The organism is Pantoea sp. DY-5 (genome assembly GCF_019795955.1).
In the GTDB taxonomy this organism is placed as follows: domain Bacteria; phylum Pseudomonadota; class Gammaproteobacteria; order Enterobacterales; family Enterobacteriaceae; genus Pantoea; species Pantoea leporis.
Genome location: NZ_JAIMIE010000001.1, coordinates 529,096 through 553,385, shown reverse-complemented (window position 1 = coordinate 553,385; position 24,290 = coordinate 529,096). Strand labels below are relative to the sequence as shown.

The 24,290-nt window shown below is 53.2% G+C and carries 23 protein-coding genes; 7 read left to right on the top strand and 16 right to left on the bottom strand.

Annotation, left to right across the window (positions count from 1 at the left end):
• Positions 1-9 precede the first annotated feature (9 nt).
• A complete protein-coding gene (locus K5Y30_RS02595; protein WP_222210420.1) occupies positions 10-1,128 on the top strand; it encodes a beta-propeller fold lactonase family protein in 1,119 nt (372 codons plus the stop codon).
• A gap of 46 nt (positions 1,129-1,174) precedes the next feature.
• Here K5Y30_RS02595 and K5Y30_RS02590 read toward each other — a convergent pair whose 3' ends face one another.
• The 3 genes from K5Y30_RS02590 to K5Y30_RS02580 form a co-directional block, all read right to left on the bottom strand.
• Positions 1,175-1,579, bottom strand: a complete 405-nt coding sequence (locus K5Y30_RS02590; protein ID WP_222182069.1) for a cupin domain-containing protein — start codon at positions 1,577-1,579, stop codon at positions 1,175-1,177.
• A gap of 120 nt (positions 1,580-1,699) precedes the next feature.
• Positions 1,700-3,130 carry a cytosine permease gene (locus K5Y30_RS02585; protein WP_222182071.1) on the bottom strand — a complete coding sequence of 477 codons (1,431 nt, stop codon included), beginning with the start codon at positions 3,128-3,130 and terminating at the stop codon, positions 1,700-1,702.
• Positions 3,131-3,420: 290 nt separating this feature from the next.
• Complete coding sequence (locus K5Y30_RS02580; protein WP_110866150.1) at positions 3,421-3,702, bottom strand: VF530 family DNA-binding protein; 282 nt, start codon at positions 3,700-3,702, stop codon at positions 3,421-3,423.
• Positions 3,703-3,827: 125 nt separating this feature from the next.
• Between K5Y30_RS02580 and K5Y30_RS02575 the strand changes: the two genes are divergently transcribed.
• A complete protein-coding gene (locus tag K5Y30_RS02575; RefSeq protein ID WP_110866151.1) occupies positions 3,828-4,136 on the top strand; it encodes a hypothetical protein in 309 nt (102 codons plus the stop codon).
• Positions 4,137-4,379: 243 nt separating this feature from the next.
• Here K5Y30_RS02575 and K5Y30_RS02570 read toward each other — a convergent pair whose 3' ends face one another.
• Genes K5Y30_RS02570 through K5Y30_RS02560 form a run of 3 tightly spaced genes read right to left on the bottom strand, consistent with a single transcriptional unit; the run spans position 4,380 to position 8,980 of the window.
• Positions 4,380-5,987, bottom strand: a complete 1,608-nt coding sequence (locus K5Y30_RS02570; protein WP_222210419.1) for a carbohydrate porin — start codon at positions 5,985-5,987, stop codon at positions 4,380-4,382.
• A 10-nt stretch (positions 5,988-5,997) separates the two neighbouring features.
• The gene (locus K5Y30_RS02565; RefSeq protein ID WP_222210418.1) at positions 5,998-7,401 is read right to left on the bottom strand and encodes an MFS transporter; all 1,404 of its coding nucleotides are present in this window, start codon (positions 7,399-7,401) and stop codon (positions 5,998-6,000) included.
• 13 nt (positions 7,402-7,414) lie between these two features.
• Positions 7,415-8,980: a sugar hydrolase gene (locus tag K5Y30_RS02560; protein WP_222210417.1), complete on the bottom strand. Its 1,566-nt coding sequence runs from the start codon at positions 8,978-8,980 to the stop codon at positions 7,415-7,417.
• Positions 8,981-9,187: 207 nt separating this feature from the next.
• Here K5Y30_RS02560 and K5Y30_RS02555 point away from each other — a divergent pair, with 207 nt between their 5' ends.
• Complete coding sequence (locus tag K5Y30_RS02555) at positions 9,188-10,021, top strand: helix-turn-helix domain-containing protein (RefSeq protein ID WP_176970434.1); 834 nt, start codon at positions 9,188-9,190, stop codon at positions 10,019-10,021.
• A 46-nt stretch (positions 10,022-10,067) separates the two neighbouring features.
• On the opposite strand, the gene K5Y30_RS02550 is transcribed toward K5Y30_RS02555, so the two are convergent.
• Both K5Y30_RS02550 and K5Y30_RS02545 read right to left on the bottom strand, forming a co-directional pair.
• On the bottom strand, positions 10,068-11,324 hold the full coding sequence (locus K5Y30_RS02550) for an enolase C-terminal domain-like protein (protein WP_255606554.1): 1,257 nt from the start codon (positions 11,322-11,324) through the stop codon (positions 10,068-10,070).
• Positions 11,325-11,409: 85 nt separating this feature from the next.
• A complete protein-coding gene (locus tag K5Y30_RS02545) occupies positions 11,410-12,111 on the bottom strand; it encodes a FadR/GntR family transcriptional regulator (RefSeq protein WP_110866446.1) in 702 nt (233 codons plus the stop codon).
• A gap of 286 nt (positions 12,112-12,397) precedes the next feature.
• Between K5Y30_RS02545 and K5Y30_RS02540 the strand changes: the two genes are divergently transcribed.
• The 4 genes from K5Y30_RS02540 (at position 12,398) to idnD (ending at position 16,957) form a co-directional block, all read left to right on the top strand.
• On the top strand, positions 12,398-13,165 hold the full coding sequence (locus K5Y30_RS02540; protein WP_222210415.1) for an SDR family oxidoreductase: 768 nt from the start codon (positions 12,398-12,400) through the stop codon (positions 13,163-13,165).
• A gap of 74 nt (positions 13,166-13,239) precedes the next feature.
• Complete coding sequence (locus K5Y30_RS02535; protein ID WP_222182077.1) at positions 13,240-14,532, top strand: MFS transporter; 1,293 nt, start codon at positions 13,240-13,242, stop codon at positions 14,530-14,532.
• Between the two features lie 17 nt (positions 14,533-14,549).
• A complete protein-coding gene (locus tag K5Y30_RS02530) occupies positions 14,550-15,905 on the top strand; it encodes an MFS transporter (protein WP_222210896.1) in 1,356 nt (451 codons plus the stop codon).
• An 11-nt stretch (positions 15,906-15,916) separates the two neighbouring features.
• Positions 15,917-16,957, top strand: coding sequence for an L-idonate 5-dehydrogenase (idnD, locus tag K5Y30_RS02525; protein ID WP_255606553.1), 1,041 nt, complete (start codon positions 15,917-15,919; stop codon positions 16,955-16,957).
• Between the two features lie 30 nt (positions 16,958-16,987).
• On the opposite strand, the gene K5Y30_RS02520 is transcribed toward idnD, so the two are convergent.
• The 8 genes from K5Y30_RS02520 to K5Y30_RS02485 all read right to left on the bottom strand — a co-directional run bounded on the left by K5Y30_RS02520 (position 16,988) and on the right by K5Y30_RS02485 (position 24,107).
• Complete coding sequence (locus K5Y30_RS02520) at positions 16,988-17,419, bottom strand: hypothetical protein (protein WP_222182078.1); 432 nt, start codon at positions 17,417-17,419, stop codon at positions 16,988-16,990.
• A 94-nt stretch (positions 17,420-17,513) separates the two neighbouring features.
• Positions 17,514-17,723: a glycine zipper 2TM domain-containing protein gene (locus tag K5Y30_RS02515; RefSeq protein ID WP_061718879.1), complete on the bottom strand. Its 210-nt coding sequence runs from the start codon at positions 17,721-17,723 to the stop codon at positions 17,514-17,516.
• 202 nt (positions 17,724-17,925) lie between these two features.
• Positions 17,926-18,657, bottom strand: a complete 732-nt coding sequence (locus K5Y30_RS02510) for a YoaK family protein (RefSeq protein ID WP_222182914.1) — start codon at positions 18,655-18,657, stop codon at positions 17,926-17,928.
• Positions 18,658-18,852: 195 nt separating this feature from the next.
• The gene (locus K5Y30_RS02505; protein WP_101764389.1) at positions 18,853-19,713 is read right to left on the bottom strand and encodes a DeoR/GlpR family DNA-binding transcription regulator; all 861 of its coding nucleotides are present in this window, start codon (positions 19,711-19,713) and stop codon (positions 18,853-18,855) included.
• A gap of 106 nt (positions 19,714-19,819) precedes the next feature.
• Positions 19,820-20,767 carry a D-ribose ABC transporter substrate-binding protein gene (locus K5Y30_RS02500; RefSeq protein WP_222182080.1) on the bottom strand — a complete coding sequence of 316 codons (948 nt, stop codon included), beginning with the start codon at positions 20,765-20,767 and terminating at the stop codon, positions 19,820-19,822.
• Positions 20,768-20,840: 73 nt separating this feature from the next.
• Positions 20,841-21,896 carry an ABC transporter permease gene (locus K5Y30_RS02495; RefSeq protein ID WP_008104141.1) on the bottom strand — a complete coding sequence of 352 codons (1,056 nt, stop codon included), beginning with the start codon at positions 21,894-21,896 and terminating at the stop codon, positions 20,841-20,843.
• A 22-nt stretch (positions 21,897-21,918) separates the two neighbouring features.
• Positions 21,919-23,457, bottom strand: a complete 1,539-nt coding sequence (locus K5Y30_RS02490) for a sugar ABC transporter ATP-binding protein (protein WP_222182082.1) — start codon at positions 23,455-23,457, stop codon at positions 21,919-21,921.
• Positions 23,454-24,107, bottom strand: a complete 654-nt coding sequence (locus K5Y30_RS02485; RefSeq protein WP_222182084.1) for a DUF2291 domain-containing protein — start codon at positions 24,105-24,107, stop codon at positions 23,454-23,456. Before K5Y30_RS02485 ends, K5Y30_RS02490 begins: the two co-directional genes overlap by 4 nt.
• Between the last annotated feature and the right edge of the window lie 183 nt (positions 24,108-24,290).

The window sequence follows — 24,290 nt, the reverse complement described above, 5'->3', positions numbered from 1 at the left end:
GGAAACAGCATGAAGAACCTATTACGCGCGGCGACGCTTTTAGCGTCGTTGGCCGCCAGCGCGCCGTTGCTGGCGCAGACTTTTGTCTACGTTTCAGAAGCCGACGATGGCACCATCGCGCGCTACGTGCTGAACGAGCAAACCGGTGCATTGCAACTATTGGGACGCACTCAGGCCCGCGGCAAAGTGATGCCGATGGCGTTGAGCGCCGATCACAAACATCTTTACGCCGCGATTCGCAGTAAACCGCTGCAACTGGTGAGCTGGAACATCGACAGCAAAACGGGCGATCTCAGCCCGTTGAATAGCGTATCTGCTGCGGCCAGTTATCCCTACATCAGCACGGATCCGCAGGGTCGTTTTCTGCTGGGCGCGTCCTATGATGGCGATGTGGTGCACGTTTATCGACTCAATAGCGACGGCAAGCTGATTGCGCCGCCGGTCGGGAGTTATAAAACCGGACATGCCGCGCACTCGGTGATTGTCGATGCGAGCGGCGAGCATGCTTATGTCGGCAATCTCGGCACCGATCGCGTGCTGCAGTTGAAACTAAGCGCCGAGGGCGAACTGTCGGGGTTAGGCAACGGCTATGTTAAAACGGCGACAGAAAACGGACCGCGCCATTCGGTGTTGTCGCCGGATAATCGCTATCTCTACAACATCGGCGAGATGGGCGGCATCATTACGCAGTTTCGTCGTGAAGCCAGCGGTGAGCTGGTGAAAGTGGCGGAGACGCCAAATGCGGTAGCGGAAAAATATCAGCTGCAACACGGCAAAGAGCGACCGCCGGGCTACAGCGACACTACGCCGCGCATCTGGGCGGCCGATATTCGTCTGACGTCGGACGGCCGTTTTCTCTATGTTAGCGAGCGGACCAGCAGCACCATCAGCGGATACCGGATTAACAAGGCGGACGGCAAACTGACGCTGATTGATAGCTGGCAAGTCGAGAAGCAGCCGCGCGGCATTGCGATCACCGCTGACGGACGTTGGTTGATTGCCAGCGGCGAAAAGAGTGTGGTGACCGGCAGCTATGCTATTGATCACGAAAGCGGGGCGCTGAAACGGGTTGGTGAAGCACCGGCCGGCGGTGACGCCAATTGGGTGACGGTGGTAAGTTACAAATAATCCCGTAGGGTCGCCATTAATGGCGACCGCTATCAAAATGCGCACCTTAAAGTTGCTTATATTCCTCGTCAGAAACAGGTTCCAGCCACTCGTTGGAAGCGCCTTCAGCCGGCACGGCGATAGCAATGTGTGCAAACCAGCTATCTGCTGCCGCGCCATGCCAATGCTTCAATCCCGCTGGAATGTTGACCACATCGCCCGCCACTAACTGACGCGCTGGCTGATTCCACTCCTGATACCAACCGGTTCCGCCAGTCACCAGCAAAATCTGCCCGCCGCCATGATGGATGTGCCAATTGTTGCGGCAGCCCGGTTCAAATACCACGTTGCCGATGTTGACGCCTTCTGTCGTTAGCATGCTCAGATAGCTGGTTCCGGTAAAATATTGTGCAAAAGCGTCGTTTTTAGGCCCTTTAGGGAAAATACCATTGCCGTCAAATTGATCTTTCATCTTTATCTCCATGTAAGTGCAGCATGGTTAAAGTGTAGCGGCGGGTTGGCTGAATGATAATGCGCTCAAAGCTGCAAGCACTTGTGAGCGCAATTCATTAATGCAAGATGCGTGACAATGTCACTGATTGGGATAAACAGAGTGCGATAATGTCCCTCGACGATCGACGTTTCTTGCGGCTAACCACAGCAGCGCGGTGACAAACCAGCCAATAATCCACGACACATCATTACCGGCAAAAATCCAGGTTAACGAACCGTGATGCAGTGGATTATCAATGAACGGCAACTGAACCAGCACGCCGCAGAAGTAGACAATTATGCCCGCCCAGTTCCAGCGACCGTAACGTCCGTTGGGCTGGGAAAGCGCCGGTACATCGACTTTACCTTTGGTGATCAGGTAGAAATCGGTCAAGCTGATTGCGCTCCACGGCACAAAAAAAGCAAGTAAAAACAGCAGGAAATGGGTGAAGGATTTCAGGAATGCGGGTTCGCTAATCAGCGCAATCACACAAGAAATCGTCACCATCAACACCACAAACAAAATGCGGCCGCCACGACTCAATGCGGTTTTCTGACGGAAGCCAGAAACGATGGTGGTGAGTGACATAAAGCTGCCGTAAGCATTCAGCGTGGTGAAAGTGATTTTGCCGAAGCAGATCGCGAAGTAGATCACCATCGCCATGGTGGCGCTGCTGCCTAAACTGACAATATAGCCAACCTCGTTGCCAGAAAAAGCCTTGCCGGCAATCGCCGCGACAATCACACCTAACGTCATCGAAGCCTGGGTTCCTAAAACCGTGCCGAAGAAAACGCAGCTAAAGAGTTTTTTTGCTGAGACGTAAGCCGGTAAATAGCGCGAATAGTCAGAGACATACGGACAAAATGCAATCTGCCAGGAAGAAGACAACGAAACGGCAAGCAGGAAGTTAGCGACCGTGAAATGCTGGTTCTGCCACACCGCGGACAGATCATGGGTTGAGAGCAGCGTGACAAACAGGTAAACAAAGGCGAGCACGCCAATCACGCTGGCCACTTTACCGAGCTTGTGAATCACGCGATATCCCAGCACCGCGATGACGACGATAATCGCACTGAACAGGATCATGCCTGACGCATTGCTGGTATCGATCAGTTTGGCCAGCGCCTGTCCGGCTAACACCGTGCCGCTGGCAGAGAATCCGACATACATGATGCACACCAGCACTAACGGGATCACCGCACCATAAACGCCAAACTGCATGCGGCTGGTGATCATTTGCGGCAATCCGAGGCGCGGTCCCTGAATCGCATGCAGTGACATGATCGCCGCGCCCACAACTTGCCCAACCAGCAAGCCGATGATCGACCACACCACATCACCGCCCAAAACCACCGCCAGCGCACCGGTTACGATGGCGGTGATCTGCAAATTGCCGCCAAACCACAAGGTGAACTGGCTGAAAGGATGTCCGTGGCGTTCGCTCGGAGGAATGTAATCAATGGATCGCGTTTCTGACAAGCGCTGTTTCTCTGCGCCGGCGTAATCTGCTGCAGGTGATTCGGCTGACATAGTTTCCTCGCTGAAGCGTCTAAAGGTGGGGAATTATTGTTAGTATGATGTGGCTTCTCTTGGTGGTACATGTATATACATGTAGCGATATTGTCATGCAGAATGGAAACTTACAATACGATCGGTCATTGGAAAATGTGATGACGCGGGCAAGGTTGGGAAGTTATGAAAGTGACAGAGCGGAGGGTAAATGGGAGAACTTATATGATGTCGCTACGTGAATTCTGTAAAAAGAGCAGGGTGGAAGTTGCCGAGAATTCACGTAGCGCTGCCGGTTTTGTCGCCAGAAACTACTGATCTTTGCCCATGGTCCAGGGATTGGGCGCGGAATCATCTGCCTTATCCGCAGCAAAATCATCCAGTGAATCCAGATACAGTGCTTCAACCTCAGCGCGTGCCCAGGGTGTGCGGCGTAAAAACTTCAGGCTCGATTTAACGCTTGGATCGCTTTTGAAGCAGTTGATATTGATGAGCTTACCCAGTTCGGCCCAGCCATAATGGGCGACCAGCGCATTAATTTGCATCTCAAGCGTGACGCCGTGCAAGGGATCTTTGGAGCGATGATCGTTCATAGGAAATCCTTAAAATGTTGACGGCAAAGGTTACAAGAAAGCCACGCGAGCGGCAATGGCGCGATCTTCATTGCCGGTAAATGCTGTACACTTGTTGCCAGAAAATCACTATTGGACGGTACGCTATGAACGACAAGAAAATGATTTCCATCGATCAATTCAATCTGAGTGAACGCGTTGCAGTAGAAGAAGCGTTTAAAGGATTGATGGAGAAGTATCGCCAGCGCACCGGCAAAGAGCCGGATGCAAAGAAAGAGAAAGAGTTCACGGCCGAAGCCCGACAGCAAATCATGACAACGAAACTGGCCAAAGAGAAAGCGCTGGCTGAAAAGGCAAAGAAAACGCCTACACGCAGGAAGAAACCTGAATCGCTGAAAGAGAGTGAAGTCAGTGATTTCAACTGGAAGGCGTCAGTGATTAAAGGGCGCAGATAACGGCAGCGTGAGTACAACAGTCCGTCGCCGGGAGCTGGCACGGATTGTTGGTGAAGGAGGTGAAAGAAGGCAGGTGATGAGCGGATGACGGTTTGAGTGCGCGATTATATATCTCATTTAACATAATATACATTATGCGCCCTTTGATTGTAACGGCTAAATTCAGATGTCCGCCTTGGAATTGACGCCCTCGTATAAGCTTGGGCGTCGGTTTTAATCACAGCAAAATCAGCGCATCGACTATCAGAACCATATTTCAGCCTGCACGCCAAAATTCCAGTTCCCACCCGAAGTAAATCCGGCACTACCAAAATCATCGTTCATCGCATAGTTATCCAGTTCTTTTGACCAGTTCATGTAGCTGGCAAAAAAGCGGATCTCCGGGCGTGCTTTGATATCAAATACATCGCCTACTTTGAACGTTGGCGCAAAGGTTAACTTATAGAAATCCCCTTTAACCGCGCGATACGCCGCGACATCGCCGTCATTGTTGTAGGTTCGTCCATTCGGATTCAGATTCATGTACTGCCATGACGCTTCATACAGTAACGCAAAATTCTCGGTGATCGCCTGCGAGGCTCGAAGGTTGAACGTTGTCCAGTCATAACGATCGCCCTGACGGTAGCGATCTTCACTGTGCTGAGCGATCACGGACGGTGCGAGATCCCAGGTTTCATTAATCGGCATGATGCCATACGAAGCAAAACGTAGCGTATTGGCATTCGCGGTTAAATCCCCGTCGCTGCCTGGTTGCCGGGCTTCAGCGCCCAGTCCTCGTCCAATCTGGATCGCCGTTTCAGAGCTCCCTTCGGTCAGACCATAAAATCGACTCTTATCGTGGTATGCCAGCATGCTATAGATGCCCTGTTTCGCCGTGTTATCACTGCGGTAGGCATAGCTACCCGTGGTTGAGGTGTTATCTTTCAGGTCATCGTTACCCTGCGCACTCATGCCAGTTATCATCCATTGCCAACCATTCCAGAAAGTATTGGCCGTGAGCATGACATTCTGCACATCGTTATCGTTGTACCTGTCACTGCCTAAGTCACCGAAATTACGTGCATAGATGGAAAAATCACTGCTCAGGCTAGGCGTCCATTTGATGTCGTTAATGCCGCCGCCGGTTCCTCCGAGGAAGACAATGTCGCTGTCTGTGAAGTGAATATCAAAGTTGTCGCGGTCGAAGCGTTTACCCGCCCACAACGTGGCGTCTTTCGCCACGCCACCAAAGCTCGGCAAATCGCCCATCTCGACGTAAGCCTGGCGAATATTCATATGGTGGCTATCATTATCCTGCACCCAGGGATCGGGATTATTCGCGCCATCCGCCAGCATGGCTTTGAAGCGTGCATGTGACCCATCCTCAAACTGCAGTTTTTTGATAAAACTCAGCTCGACATAGTTATCCTTTTCGTTGCCGAGACGCCCAACGTGCGCATCGCCACCAATTGAGCTGGCGGGCGAAACGCCGGGACCGCCGCGCCCTCCTCGTCCTTTGCCGTTGACCAACATGCCCGAACGCGCATAGCCGGAAAATTCGAAATCTTCCGCTTTGCCTTTGCTGGCGGTTGGCGTTGTCGCGCCCTGAATTTCCGCTGTCTGGGCCTGCTGCTGGGCCAGTTTTTGTTCGGCTTCCATGGCACGACGCTCAGCTAAACGCGTCTGTTGCTGCGCGGTTTCGGCGCTTGCCTGGGCATTTTTGACATCGGATTCAGCTTGGTTGAGACGTTGCTCCAGCAGTTCAAGTCGCTGTTCTACCGTCAGTTTTACCGCTGCCATGCTATTCATAGGCACAAAAGCGCCCCCCGCTAGCGCACAGCAGAGCGCAGCGTGTAGAGAGATCTTGTTCATTTTTTTCTCGTTATTTTAGATTGGCGTTCACAGTGGTAAGGGCGTTGTCAGCAACGGCGGTCATCTCTGGCTGGGGCTCGACGCTATTACGTTGATCCAGCTCGCGACGAATACGCTCATATTGGGCGTCTAGCTTGTAGAAGCGTCCCATCCACATCATTGACAGCAGAATGAGTCCGGCCGGGATATAGAGGTAGCAGGCTTTGATAGCCAGAAGTGCTTCAGGCGACTGGCTTTGATTCGCCATGTAGCCGCCCCAGGAAAGTAATCCACCTGAAATCGCGCCAGCGCTGGCCATCGCCACTTTTCCCAGGAAACCATTGACGGACGTCAGGATGCCAGCGGTATTGATGCCGGTTTTCCACTCGCCGTAATCGACAGGATCGGCCTGCATAGAGAAGTAGATTACCGTACGTTGACCCGCCCCAATCGACAGAATTACTGCACCGGTGAGCAGGCCCATAACGCTATCATTGGACAGGATCATCACCGCCATCCCCAATAGATTCACCGCGCAGGAAACCTGGTAGACGTAGATCTTTCTCATGCGGGAGGCCAGCCACGGCACGGTAAGCGTACCCAGCAGCGGAACAAAGGTTGAAATTCCGGCGGCTAAGGCGGTCAGGTCCGCACTGCGAACGTGATAGGTGAAGTAATAGACCAGCGCCCCGGTCTGGAAGAAGAATGCGCCCCACATCAGGAAAATATTAACTGCAAAGATCTTCCAGGGTTGGTTGTTCTTCAGGCCGAACCACGCACGTGACAGTGTCATTTTTTCATTGACGACATTGATCCGCTCTTCCACATTGCGGAAACTCAGCAGCAGGAAGAAGCTGGCGATACAGCCAAAGATGACCGCGGTGTAGAGAAAACCTTGCTCCTGATTGCCATTACCCAGCGTTTTAACCAGCGGCAACGTGGCGACAGCCACCAGCGTTGATCCCAGTGAACCCATGATGATACGCACCGTCGATAACACCGTGCGCTCTTTAGCATCACTGGTCAGGAACGGCAGCATGGCGCTAAAAGGGATGTTCACCAGCGTATACAGAAACGAAAGGCACAGATAAGTCATAAAGGCGTAAATCAGCTTACCGGTGGTCGAAAACTCGGGCACCCAGAAAACCATTACGCAGAGCAGACCGAAAGGTATGGCGCCGATCAGCAGCCACGGACGGCAGCGCCCCCAGCGGGTTGAGGTGTTATCAATTACCAGCCCCATGAGTACGTCAGCCACACCATCAACTAAGCGCGTAACCAGAAACATCAGGCCGGCATAATAGGCCGGTAGCCCCATAATATCGGTATAAAAAAACATCAGGTACAGCGAGATAAGCTGCCAGACCAGGTTACAGGAGAGATCGGCAATTCCGTAACCCAGTCGTTGTTGCCATTGAGCGAAGGTAGAGGTCATATTTTTTCTCTTTTTATTTTTGACGTAATAACCATGCAGGCGTACAGCTCCATGCATGACAGTAGCTATTGATCAGGTGACTGCCGTATGGCGAGAGCGTGGCATCCTCGGCATTGAACACTTCCCAGAAGGTATCGGCACCGCGATTAACCATTTCTCCCCAATAAGCTTTAATCACCTGCTCTGCCCCAGCATGTTGCCCGCACTGTATAAGTGCCTCTACGTAGTGGTGCATCATATAGGGAGTCTGGAGAGCGATCGCGGGCGCATCGGACGATAATCTGTTGAGCAGTGCCAGCTGGAAGGTTTCATCACCTACCCCGGCAAGAATCATCCATACCTGCGAGGCCCATGAAATCTGCTTATCTTTCCCGCTGGCAAAGAAGCCCATTTCGGGTTGCCAGAGATGCTGCATACTGGCGTCTTTTAAGCGCCGCAGCAGTTGTTCAATTACCGCTACAGATGCCGGCGCCACGGCTTCGGCAAGGATCAGGGCTTTCTGCAGACAATAGATAAACACGCCCTGCGCCGGAGCCTGCTTATTGAGCTGTTCATGCCAGTCAATGAATGCCCACCACTGCTCGCTATCCTGCAGCAGGTCATCTGCATCCAGGCGCTCAAGCGCCAGTTCAATTTGTCGCCACGCCGTTGGCCACAGATCCTCAACGGTTTCCCGGTCACCAGAATGAGCGAAGTAATCGGCTAAGGTCGCCACGAAGAACAACGAGTAATCCAGCAGGTAGGTATCATCCGCAATCACTTCTGGTTGCATAAACAGATTGGCTGCAACCATGCCATCCTCGCGGGTTACACCGGCAAAAAGATACAGACAGCGGCGCACCAGGCTGTCCTGCTGGAAAGTGTGATAATTCACTAGAGCCTGCAGGCGTAAATCGCCCAGCCATAGTCGTCTGTCACGCTTTGGCCCGTCCTCGAAAACGCTCTGCATGCAATTCTTCAGCGTCAGCACACTGATATCATCGATTTTCTGCAGCAGCGGATCGCTAAAGCGCGTCAGCGCAGGTAGCGTTTGGGCCGATGAAACACAGGTAAAGGCGATGTCGCTTAATCGAATGCCAAATTTTTGCGAAGTGGCAACGACGCGGATTTTGACATATCGGCAGCAATAACGGCGCGCAAGCTGAATGTTCTCCGGCAGCACATCAATATAGCGGTGCTCCTGCTGCAACCAGCTGCTACTGAGCCAGCCAGAATAGTCTGCAAAATCCTCGGCAACTTCTGGGGTAATTTCGCCAAAGATAAACTGAAGATGTACCGGAGCATCCTGAGGGCTGCCCATCACCTCACAGCTGAGATGAAGGTAGCCGACGCAATGCGTCCCTAAATCGAGAATCACTTCATCGCCGGTATTGAGGCGCTGTGCATCCAGTGAATCTGGCGTGGCAATATCTTCTGCAAACCAGCCATGGGGATGCCGATCATCCTTATGCAGACGAACGATGGCGCGCGGGCGAATCGTTGTTTGCTGTAATTCTGGGGTCAGAGATTCGGCCAGTTGCAGAAAGCGGCTATTTCTCTTCAGGCGGTGATCCTTCAGTTGCTGAAATCCTTGTGCCATCGTTATCTCCTCATGTAGTGATGCCGAGAAGATTACGGGCGACCTCTATCCACCAGCTATTATGAAATTGCCATTTCGAGGGTATTGATGTCACTGGCAGAGTGGTGTGAAAGGATGCGATCACAATTTCTGCACTTAAGTTGGAAAGCGTAAAAACCTTGCCTTAAGGTAAGCGCCTTACCTCTCGTTTCCAGGAACGCCCGCACCATGCACAAGCTTCACATTGATGATTATTTCATTCACAGCAGCGATCAATTTTCCGTCTATTCCAGCGATCCTGAGGATAATAATCACGAACATTGCCATGAGTTCGCGGAACTGGTGTTGGTGGAGAGTGGACATGGTTTGCATGTGATTAACGGTAAACCGAGTTATATCCAGGAAGGTGATGTGTTTTTCGTCAACGAAGGCGACCATCACTTCTATGATGAACTCGGCACGTTAAAACTCACCAATGTGCTGATTAATCGCCAGCAGGATTTCCACTTCCTGAGTAATACCGACACGTTAATTAATCGTATTAATGAAGCCTCAAAGTTACAGCAAGGATGGTTATTACCTGAGCAACGCAGTACCTGTCAGTCATTAATCGCGCAACTTATCCAGTCCCAGCAGCCCAATTCAAATGAAATGGCGCACGCTTTTAAAGAAGTGGCCTTTTTTCAGTTATTGATGGCAATTAATCAGGCAATCAGCAACATCAGCCGCGGTCACACCAAATATAAACTGCATCAGCTAATTGGCTGGCTTCAGGATAACTGTTTCGAAGAGATTAATTGGGACGCGTTAAGCGATCAGTTTCTACTGACCAAAAGAACGCTCTATCGTCAGATTAAAGACACTACCGGCATGACGCCTGAGCATTTCATTAAGCGACTGCGTTTAGTGTCTGCGCGGGCGAAAATACGCGAAAGTGAAGAGAGCATTACTGACATCGCTTATATGTGCGGATTTTCCAACAGCAATCATTTCACGGTCTGCTACAAACACGTGTTCGGTCATACACCTTCCAGCGAGCGTTCACGCGCCCGGCTGTTATAAATAAAAATCCGGGGTTAATACCCCGGAATTCACACACTCAAATCGCTTAGGGACGTGCCGCCGTGCCATCTGGCAGACGCGCGTTAGTCCAGTCCGGAATGCCGCCTGAAACCGGATATTTCGCCGCCTCTTTCAGGTCGATATCCACGCCCAACCCCGGACGATCGCTGAGGTAGGCATAACCGCGATCAATCTCCGGACAACCTGGGAACACTTCCTGCAGCGCCTGATTCACCGGCGTGTACTCCTGGATACCAAGATTGGTGATGCTCAGATCAATATGCAGGTTTGCTGCCACGCCAATCGGTGAGATATCGCCCGGACCGTGCCACGCAGTGCGTACGCCAAACAGTTCCGCAAAGGTCGCCAGCTTCTTCGCCGGCGTGATGCCGCCAATGGTGCTGACATGGCAGCGAATATAATCGATCAGCTGGTTTTGAATTAATGGCTTCCACTCGTTGATTTGTGTGAACAGCTCGCCCATGGCAATTGGTGTGCTGCTTTGGATGCGTAATTTACTCAGCCAGTCGATATTTTCTGGCGCAACCGGATCCTCGAGGAAAAATAGCTGATACGGTTCGAGTGATTTCGCCAGCTGGATTGAAGCGATCGGTGTGATGCGTTCGTGCACATCATGAATAAACTCGACGCCAAAACCGAGCTTATTGCGCAGATGGTCAAATAGGCGCGGTACGGCGCGCGCATAAGCATCCGGATCGAAATAGATGCCGTGAGTAGGATTACGCGGTGACACTTTCGGCTGGATATTGCGAGCTTTGGCCAGCTTGCCGGCAATCAAACGCAAATCATCGGTACCCGCGCCACCATACATGCCCATCTGACAGCGCACATATTGATAGCCCTCCTCCATGCGTGCGCGAATGTTATCTTCAACTTCGATCTCATCGGCGCCGTCGCAGTGACGATAAAGCGGCACGCCATCGCGACATTTGCCGCCAAGCAGTTCATACACCGGCAAGTCGGCAACCTTGCCCTTCAGATCCCACAGCGCCATATCTACGCCGGAGAGCGCATTATTCATCACCGGACCGTTACGCCAGTAACCGCTGACCGCCGCCGATTGCCAGATATCTTCGATACGCGCTGGGTCTTTGCCGATCAAAAACGGCTTCATGTAGTTTTCAATCGCGGCGGCGACCGCGTAGATACGCTGAGTAAAGGTGGCGCAGCCCAAACCGTATAAACCGGGTTCGCTGGTTTCGATTTTTACCACCACCAAATCGATGCCGCCTGGCGCGGTAAGGATGGTTTTTACATCGGTAATTTTCAGGTTACTCATCATGATCCTCACGGTAACTGGATAACATGCTGTATGATGTCCTACATGTTATGTGTATTTAAAAGCCCTGTGCAGGGCTTTTGGTTATTCAGTTATGGCGTACATCTTCAATGGCGTGCACGTTATGTGTCATCGCGCTATTAAGCGTCTCGGCTGCCAGCGAGGCATCGCGGTTTTTCAACGCCATAAAGACTTTAATGTGGGCTTCAACGCTTTCCAGCGTGATGCCTAACACTCGATTTAACTCTTCGAGGTAATGCACATAAATCCCCTTGAGGGATTCCATGACGTGGATGAACACTTTGTTGTGCGAAGCTTTCACAATCGCCAGATGGAAATCGTAGTCCGCCAACGAGTACTTCTTGTAGTCATCTTTACTCACCAGCATGCGATTTAGGGCGCTTTCCAGCACTTTGACATCCTCATCAGTGGCGTTCTGCACTGCCAGCTCCATACATTTGAACTCGACGGTCTGACGGAAAACCCGCATATCATCAAACTCTTCCTGCGAAAGGTGCAGAATGGGCTGGTTATCGCTGAACGATCCGTAGCGCGCCACTTCGCGGGTAACATAGGTACCCTTCCCTTGATGCGTCACCACCACGCCAAGGTCTCGCAGCTTCTGCACGGCACTCCGCACGCTGACGCGGCTCACCTGAAAGGTTGCGGTCAATTCCGCTTCAGACGGCAACTTACAGCCCGGCTCCCACAGACCATCCTGAATGTTCTGCTTCATCTGCTCGTAGATGACATCAACCACATTATGTTTTTGGATACTTTCCAGCGCCACGGCTTTACTCACTTGTCCTACATGTCTACCGCTTTTTAACGCGTCACTGCTTGCAACACAAGCAGCAATTTTTCGCGCAGCAAAAGCGATACTGGAAACCCCCGAAATTTAACTATTACTTTCATTAGGTTAATCTTCAAAAGTAGATAATTACCTTCTGACGATGGCATTAAAAAATTGTGAGATATCTTACAAATCTCTCGCCTGCCAATTGCTGCCTTTCTGCGCATAACGTAAAAGTAACTCATCCAACTTGTTAGTCATGTTACATGAAGGACGTTTTGTTATGCAGACCTTATTTAACCTCTCCGGGAAAACCGCCCTGATTACCGGCTCAACGCGCGGTTTGGGATTTGCTTATGCACAAGGCCTGGCGCAAGCCGGCGCAAAAGTGCTGCTGAATGGCACGCGTCAGGAGCACATGGATAAGGCGTTGGAGCAATTACAGCAACAAGGATTTGATGCCCGAGGCTTTCTGTTCAATGTGGCAGATGAAGCCGCGATTGAAGCGGTATTCCAGCAGCTTGATGAAGAGAACATTCACGTCGACATTGTGATCAACAACGCAGGCATTCAGTTCCGCAAACCGATGCTGGAACTGGCATTGAGCGACTGGCAGCGGGTGCTGGATATCAATCTCACCAGCGCGTTCCTCGTCTCACGTGCTGCAGCCAAACGCATGGTGGAACGCCAGCGCGGTGGGAAAATTATCAATATCGGATCGCTGACCAGCGAAGCCGCGCGCCCTACCGTCGCGCCCTACACTGCGGCAAAAGGCGGCATCAAGCTGTTAACCAAATCGATGGCGGCTGAATGGGCGCCGTTCAATATCCAGACCAACGGCATTGGGCCGGGCTATATCCTAACGGATATGAACGAAGCGCTGGTCGAAAACGAAGAGTTCAACAAATGGGTCTGCAGCAGTAATCCTTCTGGTCGCTGGGGAAAACCCGACGAACTGGTTGGTACCGCCATCTATCTGGCGTCCTCTGCTTCCGATTACGTCAATGGCCAGATGATTTACGTGGATGGCGGCTGGCTCGCCACCTTATAACGGGCTGATTTAGACGACCTAAGCTGGGCATCAAGACTCAGCTGTATCCTACTCAAGCGACCTGAGGTCATAGCATGAACCAGAATATTGCAGGGATTTTACCGGCCAGTCGGTGGGGAAAACTCATCCCGATTGCCTTTATTACCTATAGCCTCGCCTACCTCGATCGTGCCAACTACGGTTTTGGTGCCGCCGCAGGTCTGGCTGAAGATCTCAATATCACGCCCGCCATTTCGGCATTACTCGGCGCACTGTTTTTCCTCGGTTATTTCTGTTTTCAGGTGCCGGGCGGCATTTACGCGGAAAAGCACTCGGCGAAGAAGCTGATTTTCTGGAGCCTGATCCTGTGGGGCGCATTGGCCACCGCCACCGGCATGGTGCACAGCGTGGCGCTGCTGGCGGTGATCCGCTTCCTGCTCGGCGTCGCAGAAAGTGTGGTGATGCCGGCGATGCTGATCTTCCTCAGCCACTGGTTCACGCGCGCGGAGCGTTCCAAAGCCAACACCTTTCTGTTCCTCGGCAATCCGATTACCGTGTTGTGGATGTCGATTCTCTCCGGCTATCTGGTGAACGCCTTTGGCTGGCGCGGCATGTTCATTATTGAAGGCGTGCCTGCCATCTTATGGGCGTTCATCTGGTGGAAAATTTATGCCGACCGGCCGCGTGATGCCAAATGGCTGAACGAGGCCGAAAAGCGTGCGGTGGAAAACGCGCTGGCGGCAGAGCAGCAGTCGATCAAACCGGTTAAGAATTACCGTGAAGCCTTCCGCTCGCCTAAAGTGCTGGCGCTGGCGTTTATCCACTTCTTCTGGAATATCGGCATGTACGGTTTCATCATGTGGCTGCCTTCCATGCTGAAGAGCGCGTCCGGCATGGGTATTGTCGCGACCGGCTGGCTCTCAGCCGCGCCCTATCTGCTCGCCGTGCCGCTGATGCTGACCGCATCCTGGTTCTCCGATAAATACCAGCAGCGTAAAAACATCGTGCTGCTTTTCCTTGGGCTGGGCGCGGTGTGCTTCATTGCTTCCTTTACGCTCGGTGCGACGCACTTCTGGCTCTCATGGGTGCTACTGGTGATCGCGGGCGGTGCGATGTACACGCCGTACGGACCCTTCTTCGCTGCGATCCCTGAGATGCTGCCACGCAACGTTGTGGCGGGCGCGCTGTCCTTCGTGGTCTGCTTCGGTGCGCTGGGATCCTTCGTCGGCGCATGGATTGTGGGCTATCTCAATGGCCTGACCGGCAGCCCAGCGGCCTCTTATGTATTTATGGGCGGATCGCTGGTTGTGGCGGTATTACTCACCGCGCTGACCACCTTTAGTAGCCTGAGCACGCCAACGGCACAAACCCGCTCTGCACACTCATAGAGAATGAAGTCATGACCATGAAACCCACGCGCACGCGTTTAAGCGTTTTATTCATGCTGTTTATTGTCACCGCTATCAACTATATGGATCGCGCTAACCTGGCGGTAGCCGGTTCCCATATTCAGGGCGAGTTTTTCTTATCCGCCACGCAGTTAGGTTTACTGTTTTCGATGTTTACCTGGTTTTATGCTCTGAGCCAGATTCCGGTCGGCTATCTGCTTGACCGTATTGGTTCGCGCTGGCTGTACGGCAGCGCGATTGTGCTGTGGAGCCTGTTTACCCTGCTAATGGGATTGGCGTCGCATCACTTTTTCACCACCGCAACCGCGTCATTTATGATGCTGTTGGTGTGCCGCGCGCTAATTGGCGTAGCAGAAGCGCCCTCTTTTCCCTCCAACACCAAAATCATCGCCACCTGGTTTCCCGACCATGAACGTGCGCGTGCAACGGCAACCTATTCCAGCGCGCAATATATTGGTCTGGCGCTGCTGACGCCGGTGCTGTCGTTTATCGTCTCTCAATGGGGTTGGGAGATGTCATTTTATCTCTCTGGCCTGGTGGGCATTGTGTTCGGCATTTACTGGCTGATTGTCTATCGCGACCCGCAGCACAGCAGCAAAGTGAATGATGCGGAACTCGATATCATCCGCAAAGGCGGCGGCCACGGTTCAGTGAATCAGCAAACCGGAAACGGCAAGGTTAACTGGCAGTCGGTAAAACACATTCTGCGCCAGCGCACCACCTGGGGTTTGTTTATCGCGCAGTTCGCGGCCTCGTCGACGCTCTACTTTTTCCTGACCTGGTTTATTGTCTATCTGGAAAAAGGGCTGCATCTGTCGATCGATAAAGCGGGGATTGGCGCAATGTTCCCTTACCTGATGGCGATGGCTGGCGTGCTGTGCGGCGGAACGCTGAGTGATTTCCTGCTCAAGCGTGGCCGCAGCCGCACCTTCGCACGCAAGCTGCCGGTAATGCTGGGGATGTTGCTCACCTGTTCGATTGCGCTAGTGAATTTCTTCCAGGACAGCCCGGTAATTGCCATCGCTATTCTCTCTATCGCCTTCTTCGCCAACGCCTTCTCTAATCTCGGCTGGGTGGTGTGCAGCGATGTGATTCCGCGCCACTTAATCGGCACCATTGGCGGCTTTCTTAATATTTTTGGCAATCTCTCCGGCATTGTCAGCCCGATCATCATCGGCGTTATTTTACAGCGCACCCACAACTTCCAATACGCGATGTGGTACATCGCTGCCGTCGCACTGATGGGCTTTTTGGCCTACCTGCTGCTGGTTGGCAAAATTGAAGTGATGACGCCGCCCGGCGAACAACCGGCTGAAAATAAGAAGAAATTTGAAACCCCTTCAAACGCATAGAGAGAAGCATAATGCAGCAGAAAACAGTGAACGCGGTGATCGTCAATGCCGCACATGATGTGCGCTGTGAGTCGCGGGAAATTGAGTGGAACGCGCAGCAAGTGTTAGTCAAAGTTGAGCGTGGCGGGATTTGTGGCTCGGATATTCACTATTTCCAGCATGGGCGCGCGGGCATGTCGGTACTGAAAGCGCCGATGATTTTAGGCCATGAATTTGTCGGCATCATTGAGCAAGTGCCAGAAAACAGCGACCTGAAGGTTGGCCAGCGCGTGGCGATCAATCCTTCCCAACCGTGCCAGCTGTGCGCGCTGTGTCAGGAAGGAAAACAGAATCTTTGCCGCTCAATGCGCTTTATGGGCAGCGCGCAGTTTTACCCGCATGTTAACGGCGGATTTGCCCAATATGTGGCGGTTAATCCCGTGCAGTGCGTACCGTACAGCGATGGCGCGGATGCCAAAGTGATGGCCTTTGCCGAACCGCTGGCGGTGTGTATTCATGCGGTACGCCAGGCAGGCGATCTGACCGGCAAGCGCGTGCTGGTCACCGGCGCCGGACCGATCGGTTGTCTGGTCATCGCGGCGGCACTGGCTTCGGGTGCCACCGAAGTGGTAGCTACCGACATCAGCGAACGTTGTCGTCAGCTGGCGATCAATATGGGTGCCAGCGCGGCGCTGGATCCGCGTGAAGAACAGCAAATTGCGCGCTGGGCGGAAAATGGCGGCAGTTTTGATGTCTGTTTTGAAGCTTCCGGCGCAGGCGCGGCGGTGGCTTCGCTGGTCGCCTTTACTCGTCCGGGCGGCATTATCGTGCAGCTTGGCATGGGCGCGGCAGAGGTAAACTATCCAATCGGACCATTGCTGGTCAAAGAGATACAGCTACGCGGCTCCTTCCGTTTCACCAGCGAATTCACCACCGCAGTACGCTGGCTTGAGCAAGGAAAAATCAATCCGCTGCCGCTGCTTTCAGCCGAAATACCGATGCAGGATGCGGCACGCGCGCTGAAACTGGCTGCGGATAAAGAGCGCGCGGCTAAAGTACAACTGATTTTTTAAAAAAACAAATCGGAGATTAAACCTCTCCGGTTATTTCGTGAGAATGATTAATTCGCGAAGCGTGCCGTGATCGAGTTCCGGAAACGCAACAAAGATATCATCGCCTTTCATGGCATAGATTTGCTGGAAATAAACTTTTGCACCCTCAACTGCGCCGAGCGCATAAAGCGCACGCGCCACGGTCATGCGGGAAAGAATCTGATTTTGTTGCGCTTCCCAATCAAAGGCTTCTTTTGCCGCTTCAATGGCTTCCTGATAGCGCTGACATTGGATTAATATTGCGCCATAGCCGCTCATAATCCAGAAATAGATATCGTCATCTCGCAGATGCGCTTTGGCTAATTCAGCGGCTGCACCCCATGAACAGGCTGCAGCCTGATGCTCACCCAGCATATCGAGTGAAATACCTCGATTCGCTAAATCGAAGGCTTTCTCATGCCAGTTTTTACGGTGGAACTCCATGTCATCACCTCTTTTTGCGGTAGGAACAGTATTGATATCCTGTGCAGCATAAATGAGAGTGAAATAAAGTTCATCGTTACGCGAGAATATTGCCTTACCTGCTAACTTCGTGTCCGATTAAACCACCGATCGCCGCGCCACCCAATGTACCGAAGGTGCTACCACCGGTAAGTACCGCACCGCCTACCGCACCAACACCAGCACCAATCGCGGTATTTCTGCCACGATGCGACATGCCACACGCGGTAACAGAAAACATGACCAGTACGACAATAGCAATATTACAGCTGCGTTTTAAAAGCATACAAAGCCTCACTGCCATGAATAGATGGCATGCAAAAGTGTTTATTTGATTGTTGTTAAAATACCCAATCTGTTGTGACTGGCACTGCTCGTCGGCGTGAATTTAAGGTGTTTTATGATGAGACGGAAGGTAAAAATTCTTATTTGCGGCTGGCACTAGCGAGGCGGCGAAAAAGTCGCCGCCTTGCACACACTCCATCATTTCAGGAAGCCGCCCGCTTAACCCGCACCACCGTTCTCACCATCGCCAACGTGGCAACAATCAGCAGTATGCCGCCGACCATCGACATGGCTTTAAAACCTAGATGTTTAAACATCATCAGGCCGACAATCCCGCCGATCAGGAAGGAAAATATCGTGGTCAGATGCGTCAACAGCTGACGTTTCTGGCCTGAGAACTGTTTTGACGGATCGCGGCGGAACAGCGCGGCTAATACCGATGCCAGCGAAATTCCGGCATCGGTTAACGTGCCGGTAATATGGGTGGAGCGCACGCGGCCATTGGATAACTGCGTAGAGGTTGAATTATGCACGCCCATCAGGAAGCCCAGAATGACAATAACTTCCCGGTTGTTGGCCGACGAATAAAAGAACATTTCAAACAGCGATAACGCTATTAAGGCCAGCCCTTCAACCCACAATATTTGGCAGAATATAATGCGATTGCCATTGGCTAATCCGCTGATCACCACCATTCTCGCCGTGACCGCACCACAAACAAAGGCAAACAGGATGGTGGCTAAAAAGGTGATATCACGGAAATTAACGTTCGATACTTCACTGGATAATTGAGAGGTATTACCTGACATATGCGAGGGGAAAAAGCCAAACGCCCCCAAGGCGATTGCATTGAGCACACCGGCGGCCGTGGCGAGCCACATTGCCAGATTCCTGTCCTCATCATGCGTTCGTGTGCGTTTAAGTTTAATCAGCATCAGATACCTCATTATTCTGAACCAGGGCCGAATAATAACCATAGAGCACTACGCAGCGTACATAACCAGGAAATCCCCGAATAAGACGCTGAGCAGATTAAAGAAAGTAAAAAAAATCAACGAGGCGGGATATATTTAAATTAATGTAAAGATTGGCATGTCATTTAAAGGTCGCCATTTAGGGTGACCGCCTTTTCACGAATTAACCGAATGATTTATTTTCATCGGTGCGACCACCACATTCACGCCTAAATCCTGCATCCGCCGCAAAATAGGCACCGGCGTGCCCTGATTAACAATCACCACATCGAATTCACTCAGATGCGCAAAACGGTGCAGTGCCCGGCGTTCAAACTTGGTGTTATCCATCATCAGAATGCGCTTCTGCGCGGCATCAAACATCGCGCGTTTGGTCTCTACCGTTTCGGCGGATTGGTGGAACACAGCATCATCGATAATCGCTGACATGCTGACGAAAAACACATCGGCGCGCAGGCTGGCAATTTCATCCCGCGTCATGCGGCCCATAAATGCATTGCACCAGTGATAGAACTGTCCGCCGAGGCCCATCAAGGTGATATCGCGGCCGTTGCGCAGCTCGTTCATTAAGGTCAGCGAATTGGTGATCACCGTCAGCGGCGCGCGCGCCGAGAGCAGCCGCGCCATCTGCTGCACGGTGGTGGAATCATCGAGGAAAATCGCCTGTCCCGGTTCGAGGTAGGTAGCGGCCACATCGGCAATCGCCTGTTTCTCTTCCAGCTGACGGGTAGCGCGGTAGATATCGCTGGACTCAACCAGGCTAGTTGGCGTCGCGGACACCACGCCGCGCGATTTATGCAGCAGGCCGCGCTCAACCATTTCATCGATATCACGATGGGCGGTCATCAAACTAATGCCGAAGCGATCGGTGATATCTTCGATGCGAATCGCCCCTTCTGCCATCACCGCTTCGGCGATTAACTGGCGACGGGCCAGTTGCCGCGCCTGGCGGCTATCGCTGGGTAAGGTTTCGGCCATAAATACGCCAAGTGAAGAGTCCTGCGGGTTGTGCGCCATATTTCATCCGGGAAAGTGAAGCGAGAAGCGGTTTCGGCACTCATTACAGCGTTTAAAACAGGTTTTGGCAAATGCTGAGGTCGCCATTAATGGCGACCTGGTTTATTTACTGCTTCAACACAAACGGTGAAGCAAAGTTACCGGCGTTCTCTTTGGTGATCAGAATGCAGTCAAACAGCTGCTTCTCGGATGCCGCACCGGTTTTGCCGGTTTTCAGGAAGCTATCCGCCTGCTCTACCGCTTTCTGCGCGAACTGCGCCACCGGCTGCATCACGGTGTAGGACAGCGTACCGGCTTTTACGGCGTCAACCGCATCCGGTGAACCGTCAAAACCGCCGACTTTGATCTGATTCAGCTTGCCAGCTTCTTTCAACGCAGCGATCGCGCCCAGCGCCATTTCGTCGTTACCGCTGATTACGCCTTTAATATTGGGATTGGCCTGCAGCAGCGACTGCATTTTGTTGAAGCCCTGCGTACGATCCCAGTTAGCCACTTCCTGGCCGACTTTCTTCAGCGTGGGATATTGCGTCAGCACTGTATCAAAACCGTTGGCGCGGGTGGCGGCATTATTATCTGACGGCGGGCCAACCAGCTCGACATAGTTCGCACTATCGCCCACCTGCTTCACCCACTCCATTGCGCCAACCGCTGCGCCCTGCGCGTTGTTGGAAACCAGCTGCGCTTTGGCGAGCCCGCTCTGATTCAGTTCGGCGTTGATGATAAATACCGGAATATTGGCGGCGATGGCCTTTTTCACCGAGCCGACCGAACCATCGGCGTTCGCCGGATCGAGAATAATCGCCTTCGATTTATTGGTGATCGCCGTATCAATCAGCTGGCTTTCGGTATTGGTATCGCCTTTGTGGGCGCTGACTTTGGCGCTATAGCCCAGCTTTTCCGCGGCTTTCTGGGCTACCTGACCTTCCGTCAGCCAGTAAGGGTTGGAAGGATCGTTAACGATGATGGTCATTAACCCGTTATCTGCCCAGGTGGGTGCAGCAAAAGTGGTGATGGCCATAGCCGCGGCCGCGATGAAGAGACGTTTAGTGAACATAGTTGGTGCTCCGTTATTATTTGGGGTACAGGTTTTACGGATATCCGCGCGCTGCTGAAACAGCGCGCGTGAGTTAGCGAGCGCGCCGTCCGTATTGCAAGGTGTTGAGCAATACCGCCAGCACGATCACGGCACCAGTGAACACCGTCTGCCAGTAAGCAGAGACGCCGATAATCACCAGGCCATCAGAGAGAAAACCAATCACGAACGCGCCAAGCAGCGTGCCGCGCACGTTGCCGCGTCCGCCGGTCAGTGCCGCGCCACCAATCACCACCGCCGCAATCGCAGTCAGTTCATAAGTGGTACCGGCGGTTGGGCCGGCCGAGGTGAGCTGTGAGGAGAGCACCAGCCCGGCGAGTGCCGCGCAGACGCCAGACAACACATAGACGCTGATTTTGATGCGCTTCACCGGCACACCCGACAGATCAGCCGCGCGTTCATTACCACCCGACGCGTACAGCCAGCGACCAAACGCTGAGCGGCTGAGCAGGAAACCACACGCCAGCGCCACTACGCCCAGCACCAGCACGCCAACCGGGATATTGAAGATGCGATTAAAACCGAGCCAGTCGAAGCCGGTATTCCCCAGCGCTTCGCTGCCGGAGAGTTTGTTGTAGGTCAGACCATTAGTGATCAGCAGCGCAATGCCGCGCGCCACATACATTGTGCCGAGCGTGGCGACGAAGGCCGGAACGCGGAACCAGGCGATAAGCACGCCGTTGACTAATCCCACCAGCGCGCCGACCACCAGCGTCAAAATCGCCACCGCCCACACCGGTAGATAGAGCACCACGCCGAGCGCTTCGAGGTTGATACCCTGCATCATAAATCCGGCCATCACTCCAGCGAGACCCAGCGTGGAGCCCACCGATAAATCAATGCCACCGTTGAGGATCACCAGCAGCATGCCGATCGCCGGCAAACCGAAGATCGCCACGTGCGACGCCATGGTGAGAAAGTTAGCGCCGGTAAAGTAGTTGGGCGACAACATGGAGAAGGTAGCGATAATCACCAGCAGCGCGATAAAGGCGCGCCCTTCCAGCAGCAGACGCGCCACATTCAGCTGCTTGTCGCTTTTTTTCTTGTTGACCACCGGCGGCGTGTCCAGCGTTTGGGTTCTGTCAGTCATACCTTTTGCTCCACTTTTCATGTCATGCCACCAGAGACTCGCCTGAAGCGGCCATAATGCGTTCTTTACTGACACTTGCGTCGAAGATGGCGGAGATGCGCCCTTTGCTCATCACCACAATGCGATGGGCAATACTCAGGCATTCGCCCACTTCCGAGGTGGTATACACCACCGCCAGCCCCTTTTTGGCGTTCTCCGCCAGCAGGCGAAACACTTCCGCTTTAGCGCCGATGTCGATGCCGCGGCTCGGCTCATCCAGCAGTATCACTTTGGGACGGGTGGCGAGCATTTTGCCGATCACCACTTTTTGTTGATTGCCGCCGGAGAGCGATCCAATCGCCGCATCGCCGCCAGAGGTTTTCACCGTCACGTTACGAATGCTGTCGTTGACCAGCTGTTTTTCCCGGCTTCTGGAGAGCACCAGTCCGCGTACAAAGTCGCCGATGCTGGCCAGCGACAGGTTTTCCCCCACCGACATGGTTTGTACCAGGCCATCGCGCTGCCGATCTTCCGGCACCAGCGCCAGCCCAATTTGAATGCGTTGTGAGATGGTTAGCGCGGAGATATCGGTGTCCTGCAGCAGAATGTGACCGCTGCTTTGCTGCAGACGTCCGGCGATGCACTCCAGCAGCTCGGTGCGCCCCGCGCCCATCAGCCCGTAAATGCAGACAATCTCCCCTGCTTGCACCGCCAGCGATAAGTTGTCCACCAGCCGAATGCCGGTTTTACTTTTCACCGTCAGATCTTTCACCGTCAGCGCTGGCAGCCCGAAGTCGTAGCCCTGCGGCGGCGATCCCAGATCAAAGTGATCGCCAACCATGTTGCGCACGATCCATTCGAGATCGATCTCATCGCGTTTGGCATAGGCGGTCATCACGCCATCGCGCAGCACCACCGCCCGATCGGTAATCTCAAGCGCCTCTTCCAGATGATGCGAGATATAGACAATCGCCACGCCCTGACTGGTTAAATCGCGGATCACCTGGAACAGCACCGCCACTTCCGCTGCGCTCAGTGCTGAGGTTGGTTCATCCATGATCAGAATCTGCGAATTCACCGACAGCGCGCGGGCAATCTCCACAATCTGCTGCTGTCCCAGACGCAGGTTCTCCACTGGCGTCAGCGGATCGATCTCCTCCTCCAGCGCCGCCATCAGGTGCGCTGTTACGCGCGCCTCTTCGGCATAATCGACGCCGCCCGGCTTCATGATTTCGCGCCCCATAAAGATGTTGTCGCGCACGTTCATATTCGGCGCGAGATTCAGCTCCTGATGGATAATCGAGATGCCACAGTCACGCGCTTCGGTGGCGGATCGAAAGGTCTTCTCCTCGCCGTGTAGCAAGATTTCCCCGGTTGTTGGCGTAATCACACCAGACAAAATTTTCATCAGCGTCGATTTACCCGCGCCGTTTTCACCAAACAGCGTGGTCACTTCGCCACGACGAATTTCGAAATTGACGCCCTTCAGCGCGTGCGTGGAGCCGTACACTTTGCTGACGTTGCGCGCTTGCAGGATCACTTCGCCTTTCAGCAAGGCGGGATTGAGGTTGAACGGTTTCATTTCACCTCCATGCTGACCGGCGTCACCATCCAGTTTTTCGCGTTGAGTAAGCGGAACACGCCAACCACCTGCACGGTTTTGCCCGGCAACGCATCACGATCCAGCTTGTCGAGCACCGCGCTTTTCATCGCACGATTGATGGCGGAACCGGCATTTTGATATTCGATTTGGTTCGTGAAATCACCGAACTGGATCTTGCCGTTAGCGTCACGCAGATCGGTGCCGGTAATCGCCGGACCGGTTTGCAGCCGCACCTGCATATCTCCCGGCAATCCATCGATTTTCATCGGGAAGATGCCCATCTGCCCGGCTTGCACCACGCCGGAGAACTTGACGGCAAAGACCGGCAGCGGTGCGCCAACGCCATATTTCTGCACCGCTTCCTGCTGATTAGTTTGCAGCGCATCGGCTAACGTTTTGGCATCTACTGCGCGTGATGCCACATCCTGCTGGATGGTCGGGAAGGTTTTCTGGCCGTAACTGTCGGGGGAGAAGCCTTGCTCCTGCGCATCTTCGGCGGAGCCCATTTTTACCACTTTGGTGTCGAGCGCCATCGCCGCGATCAGCGCAACTACCACCACGCCGAGGGTGGCGTAGCGCTGGACGCGCTTGCGGGAGATTTGCTGGGCCTGGATTGAGACATCGGACATAACGTGACCTCTCACTGACATCAGCTGCGATAATCGCGCCGATAATGTTATAAATGTGATAATTTGTGTGATGAGAATTGTGCTGATGTGACTAAATTGTCAACAGGTGACGCGCAATTTTTTCAGGAGAGCGATCTGGATCGCTTAATTGATGTGGACCCCATCACAAAGCGCAATAAACCC

Bases quoted from the DNA above. Each gene is read 5' to 3' on its own strand.
- K5Y30_RS02595 (WP_222210420.1), top strand. From the start codon at position 10: ATGAAGAACCTATTACGCGCGGCGACGCTTTTAGCGTCGTTGGCCGCC.
- K5Y30_RS02590 (WP_222182069.1), bottom strand. From the start codon at position 1,579: ATGAAAGATCAATTTGACGGCAATGGTATTTTCCCTAAAGGGCCTAAA.
- K5Y30_RS02585 (WP_222182071.1), bottom strand. From the start codon at position 3,130: ATGTCAGCCGAATCACCTGCAGCAGATTACGCCGGCGCAGAGAAACAG.
- K5Y30_RS02580 (WP_110866150.1), bottom strand. From the start codon at position 3,702: ATGAACGATCATCGCTCCAAAGATCCCTTGCACGGCGTCACGCTTGAG.
- K5Y30_RS02575 (WP_110866151.1), top strand. From the start codon at position 3,828: ATGAACGACAAGAAAATGATTTCCATCGATCAATTCAATCTGAGTGAA.
- K5Y30_RS02570 (WP_222210419.1), bottom strand. From the start codon at position 5,987: ATGAACAAGATCTCTCTACACGCTGCGCTCTGCTGTGCGCTAGCGGGG.
- K5Y30_RS02565 (WP_222210418.1), bottom strand. From the start codon at position 7,401: ATGACCTCTACCTTCGCTCAATGGCAACAACGACTGGGTTACGGAATT.
- K5Y30_RS02560 (WP_222210417.1), bottom strand. From the start codon at position 8,980: ATGGCACAAGGATTTCAGCAACTGAAGGATCACCGCCTGAAGAGAAAT.
- K5Y30_RS02555 (WP_176970434.1), top strand. From the start codon at position 9,188: ATGCACAAGCTTCACATTGATGATTATTTCATTCACAGCAGCGATCAA.
- K5Y30_RS02550 (WP_255606554.1), bottom strand. From the start codon at position 11,324: ATGATGAGTAACCTGAAAATTACCGATGTAAAAACCATCCTTACCGCG.
- K5Y30_RS02540 (WP_222210415.1), top strand. From the start codon at position 12,398: ATGCAGACCTTATTTAACCTCTCCGGGAAAACCGCCCTGATTACCGGC.
- K5Y30_RS02535 (WP_222182077.1), top strand. From the start codon at position 13,240: ATGAACCAGAATATTGCAGGGATTTTACCGGCCAGTCGGTGGGGAAAA.
- K5Y30_RS02530 (WP_222210896.1), top strand. From the start codon at position 14,550: ATGAAACCCACGCGCACGCGTTTAAGCGTTTTATTCATGCTGTTTATT.
- idnD (WP_255606553.1), top strand. From the start codon at position 15,917: ATGCAGCAGAAAACAGTGAACGCGGTGATCGTCAATGCCGCACATGAT.
- K5Y30_RS02520 (WP_222182078.1), bottom strand. From the start codon at position 17,419: ATGGAGTTCCACCGTAAAAACTGGCATGAGAAAGCCTTCGATTTAGCG.
- K5Y30_RS02515 (WP_061718879.1), bottom strand. From the start codon at position 17,723: ATGCTTTTAAAACGCAGCTGTAATATTGCTATTGTCGTACTGGTCATG.
- K5Y30_RS02510 (WP_222182914.1), bottom strand. From the start codon at position 18,657: ATGCTGATTAAACTTAAACGCACACGAACGCATGATGAGGACAGGAAT.
- K5Y30_RS02505 (WP_101764389.1), bottom strand. From the start codon at position 19,713: ATGGCGCACAACCCGCAGGACTCTTCACTTGGCGTATTTATGGCCGAA.
- K5Y30_RS02500 (WP_222182080.1), bottom strand. From the start codon at position 20,767: ATGTTCACTAAACGTCTCTTCATCGCGGCCGCGGCTATGGCCATCACC.
- K5Y30_RS02495 (WP_008104141.1), bottom strand. From the start codon at position 21,896: ATGACTGACAGAACCCAAACGCTGGACACGCCGCCGGTGGTCAACAAG.
- K5Y30_RS02490 (WP_222182082.1), bottom strand. From the start codon at position 23,457: ATGAAACCGTTCAACCTCAATCCCGCCTTGCTGAAAGGCGAAGTGATC.
- K5Y30_RS02485 (WP_222182084.1), bottom strand. From the start codon at position 24,107: ATGTCCGATGTCTCAATCCAGGCCCAGCAAATCTCCCGCAAGCGCGTC.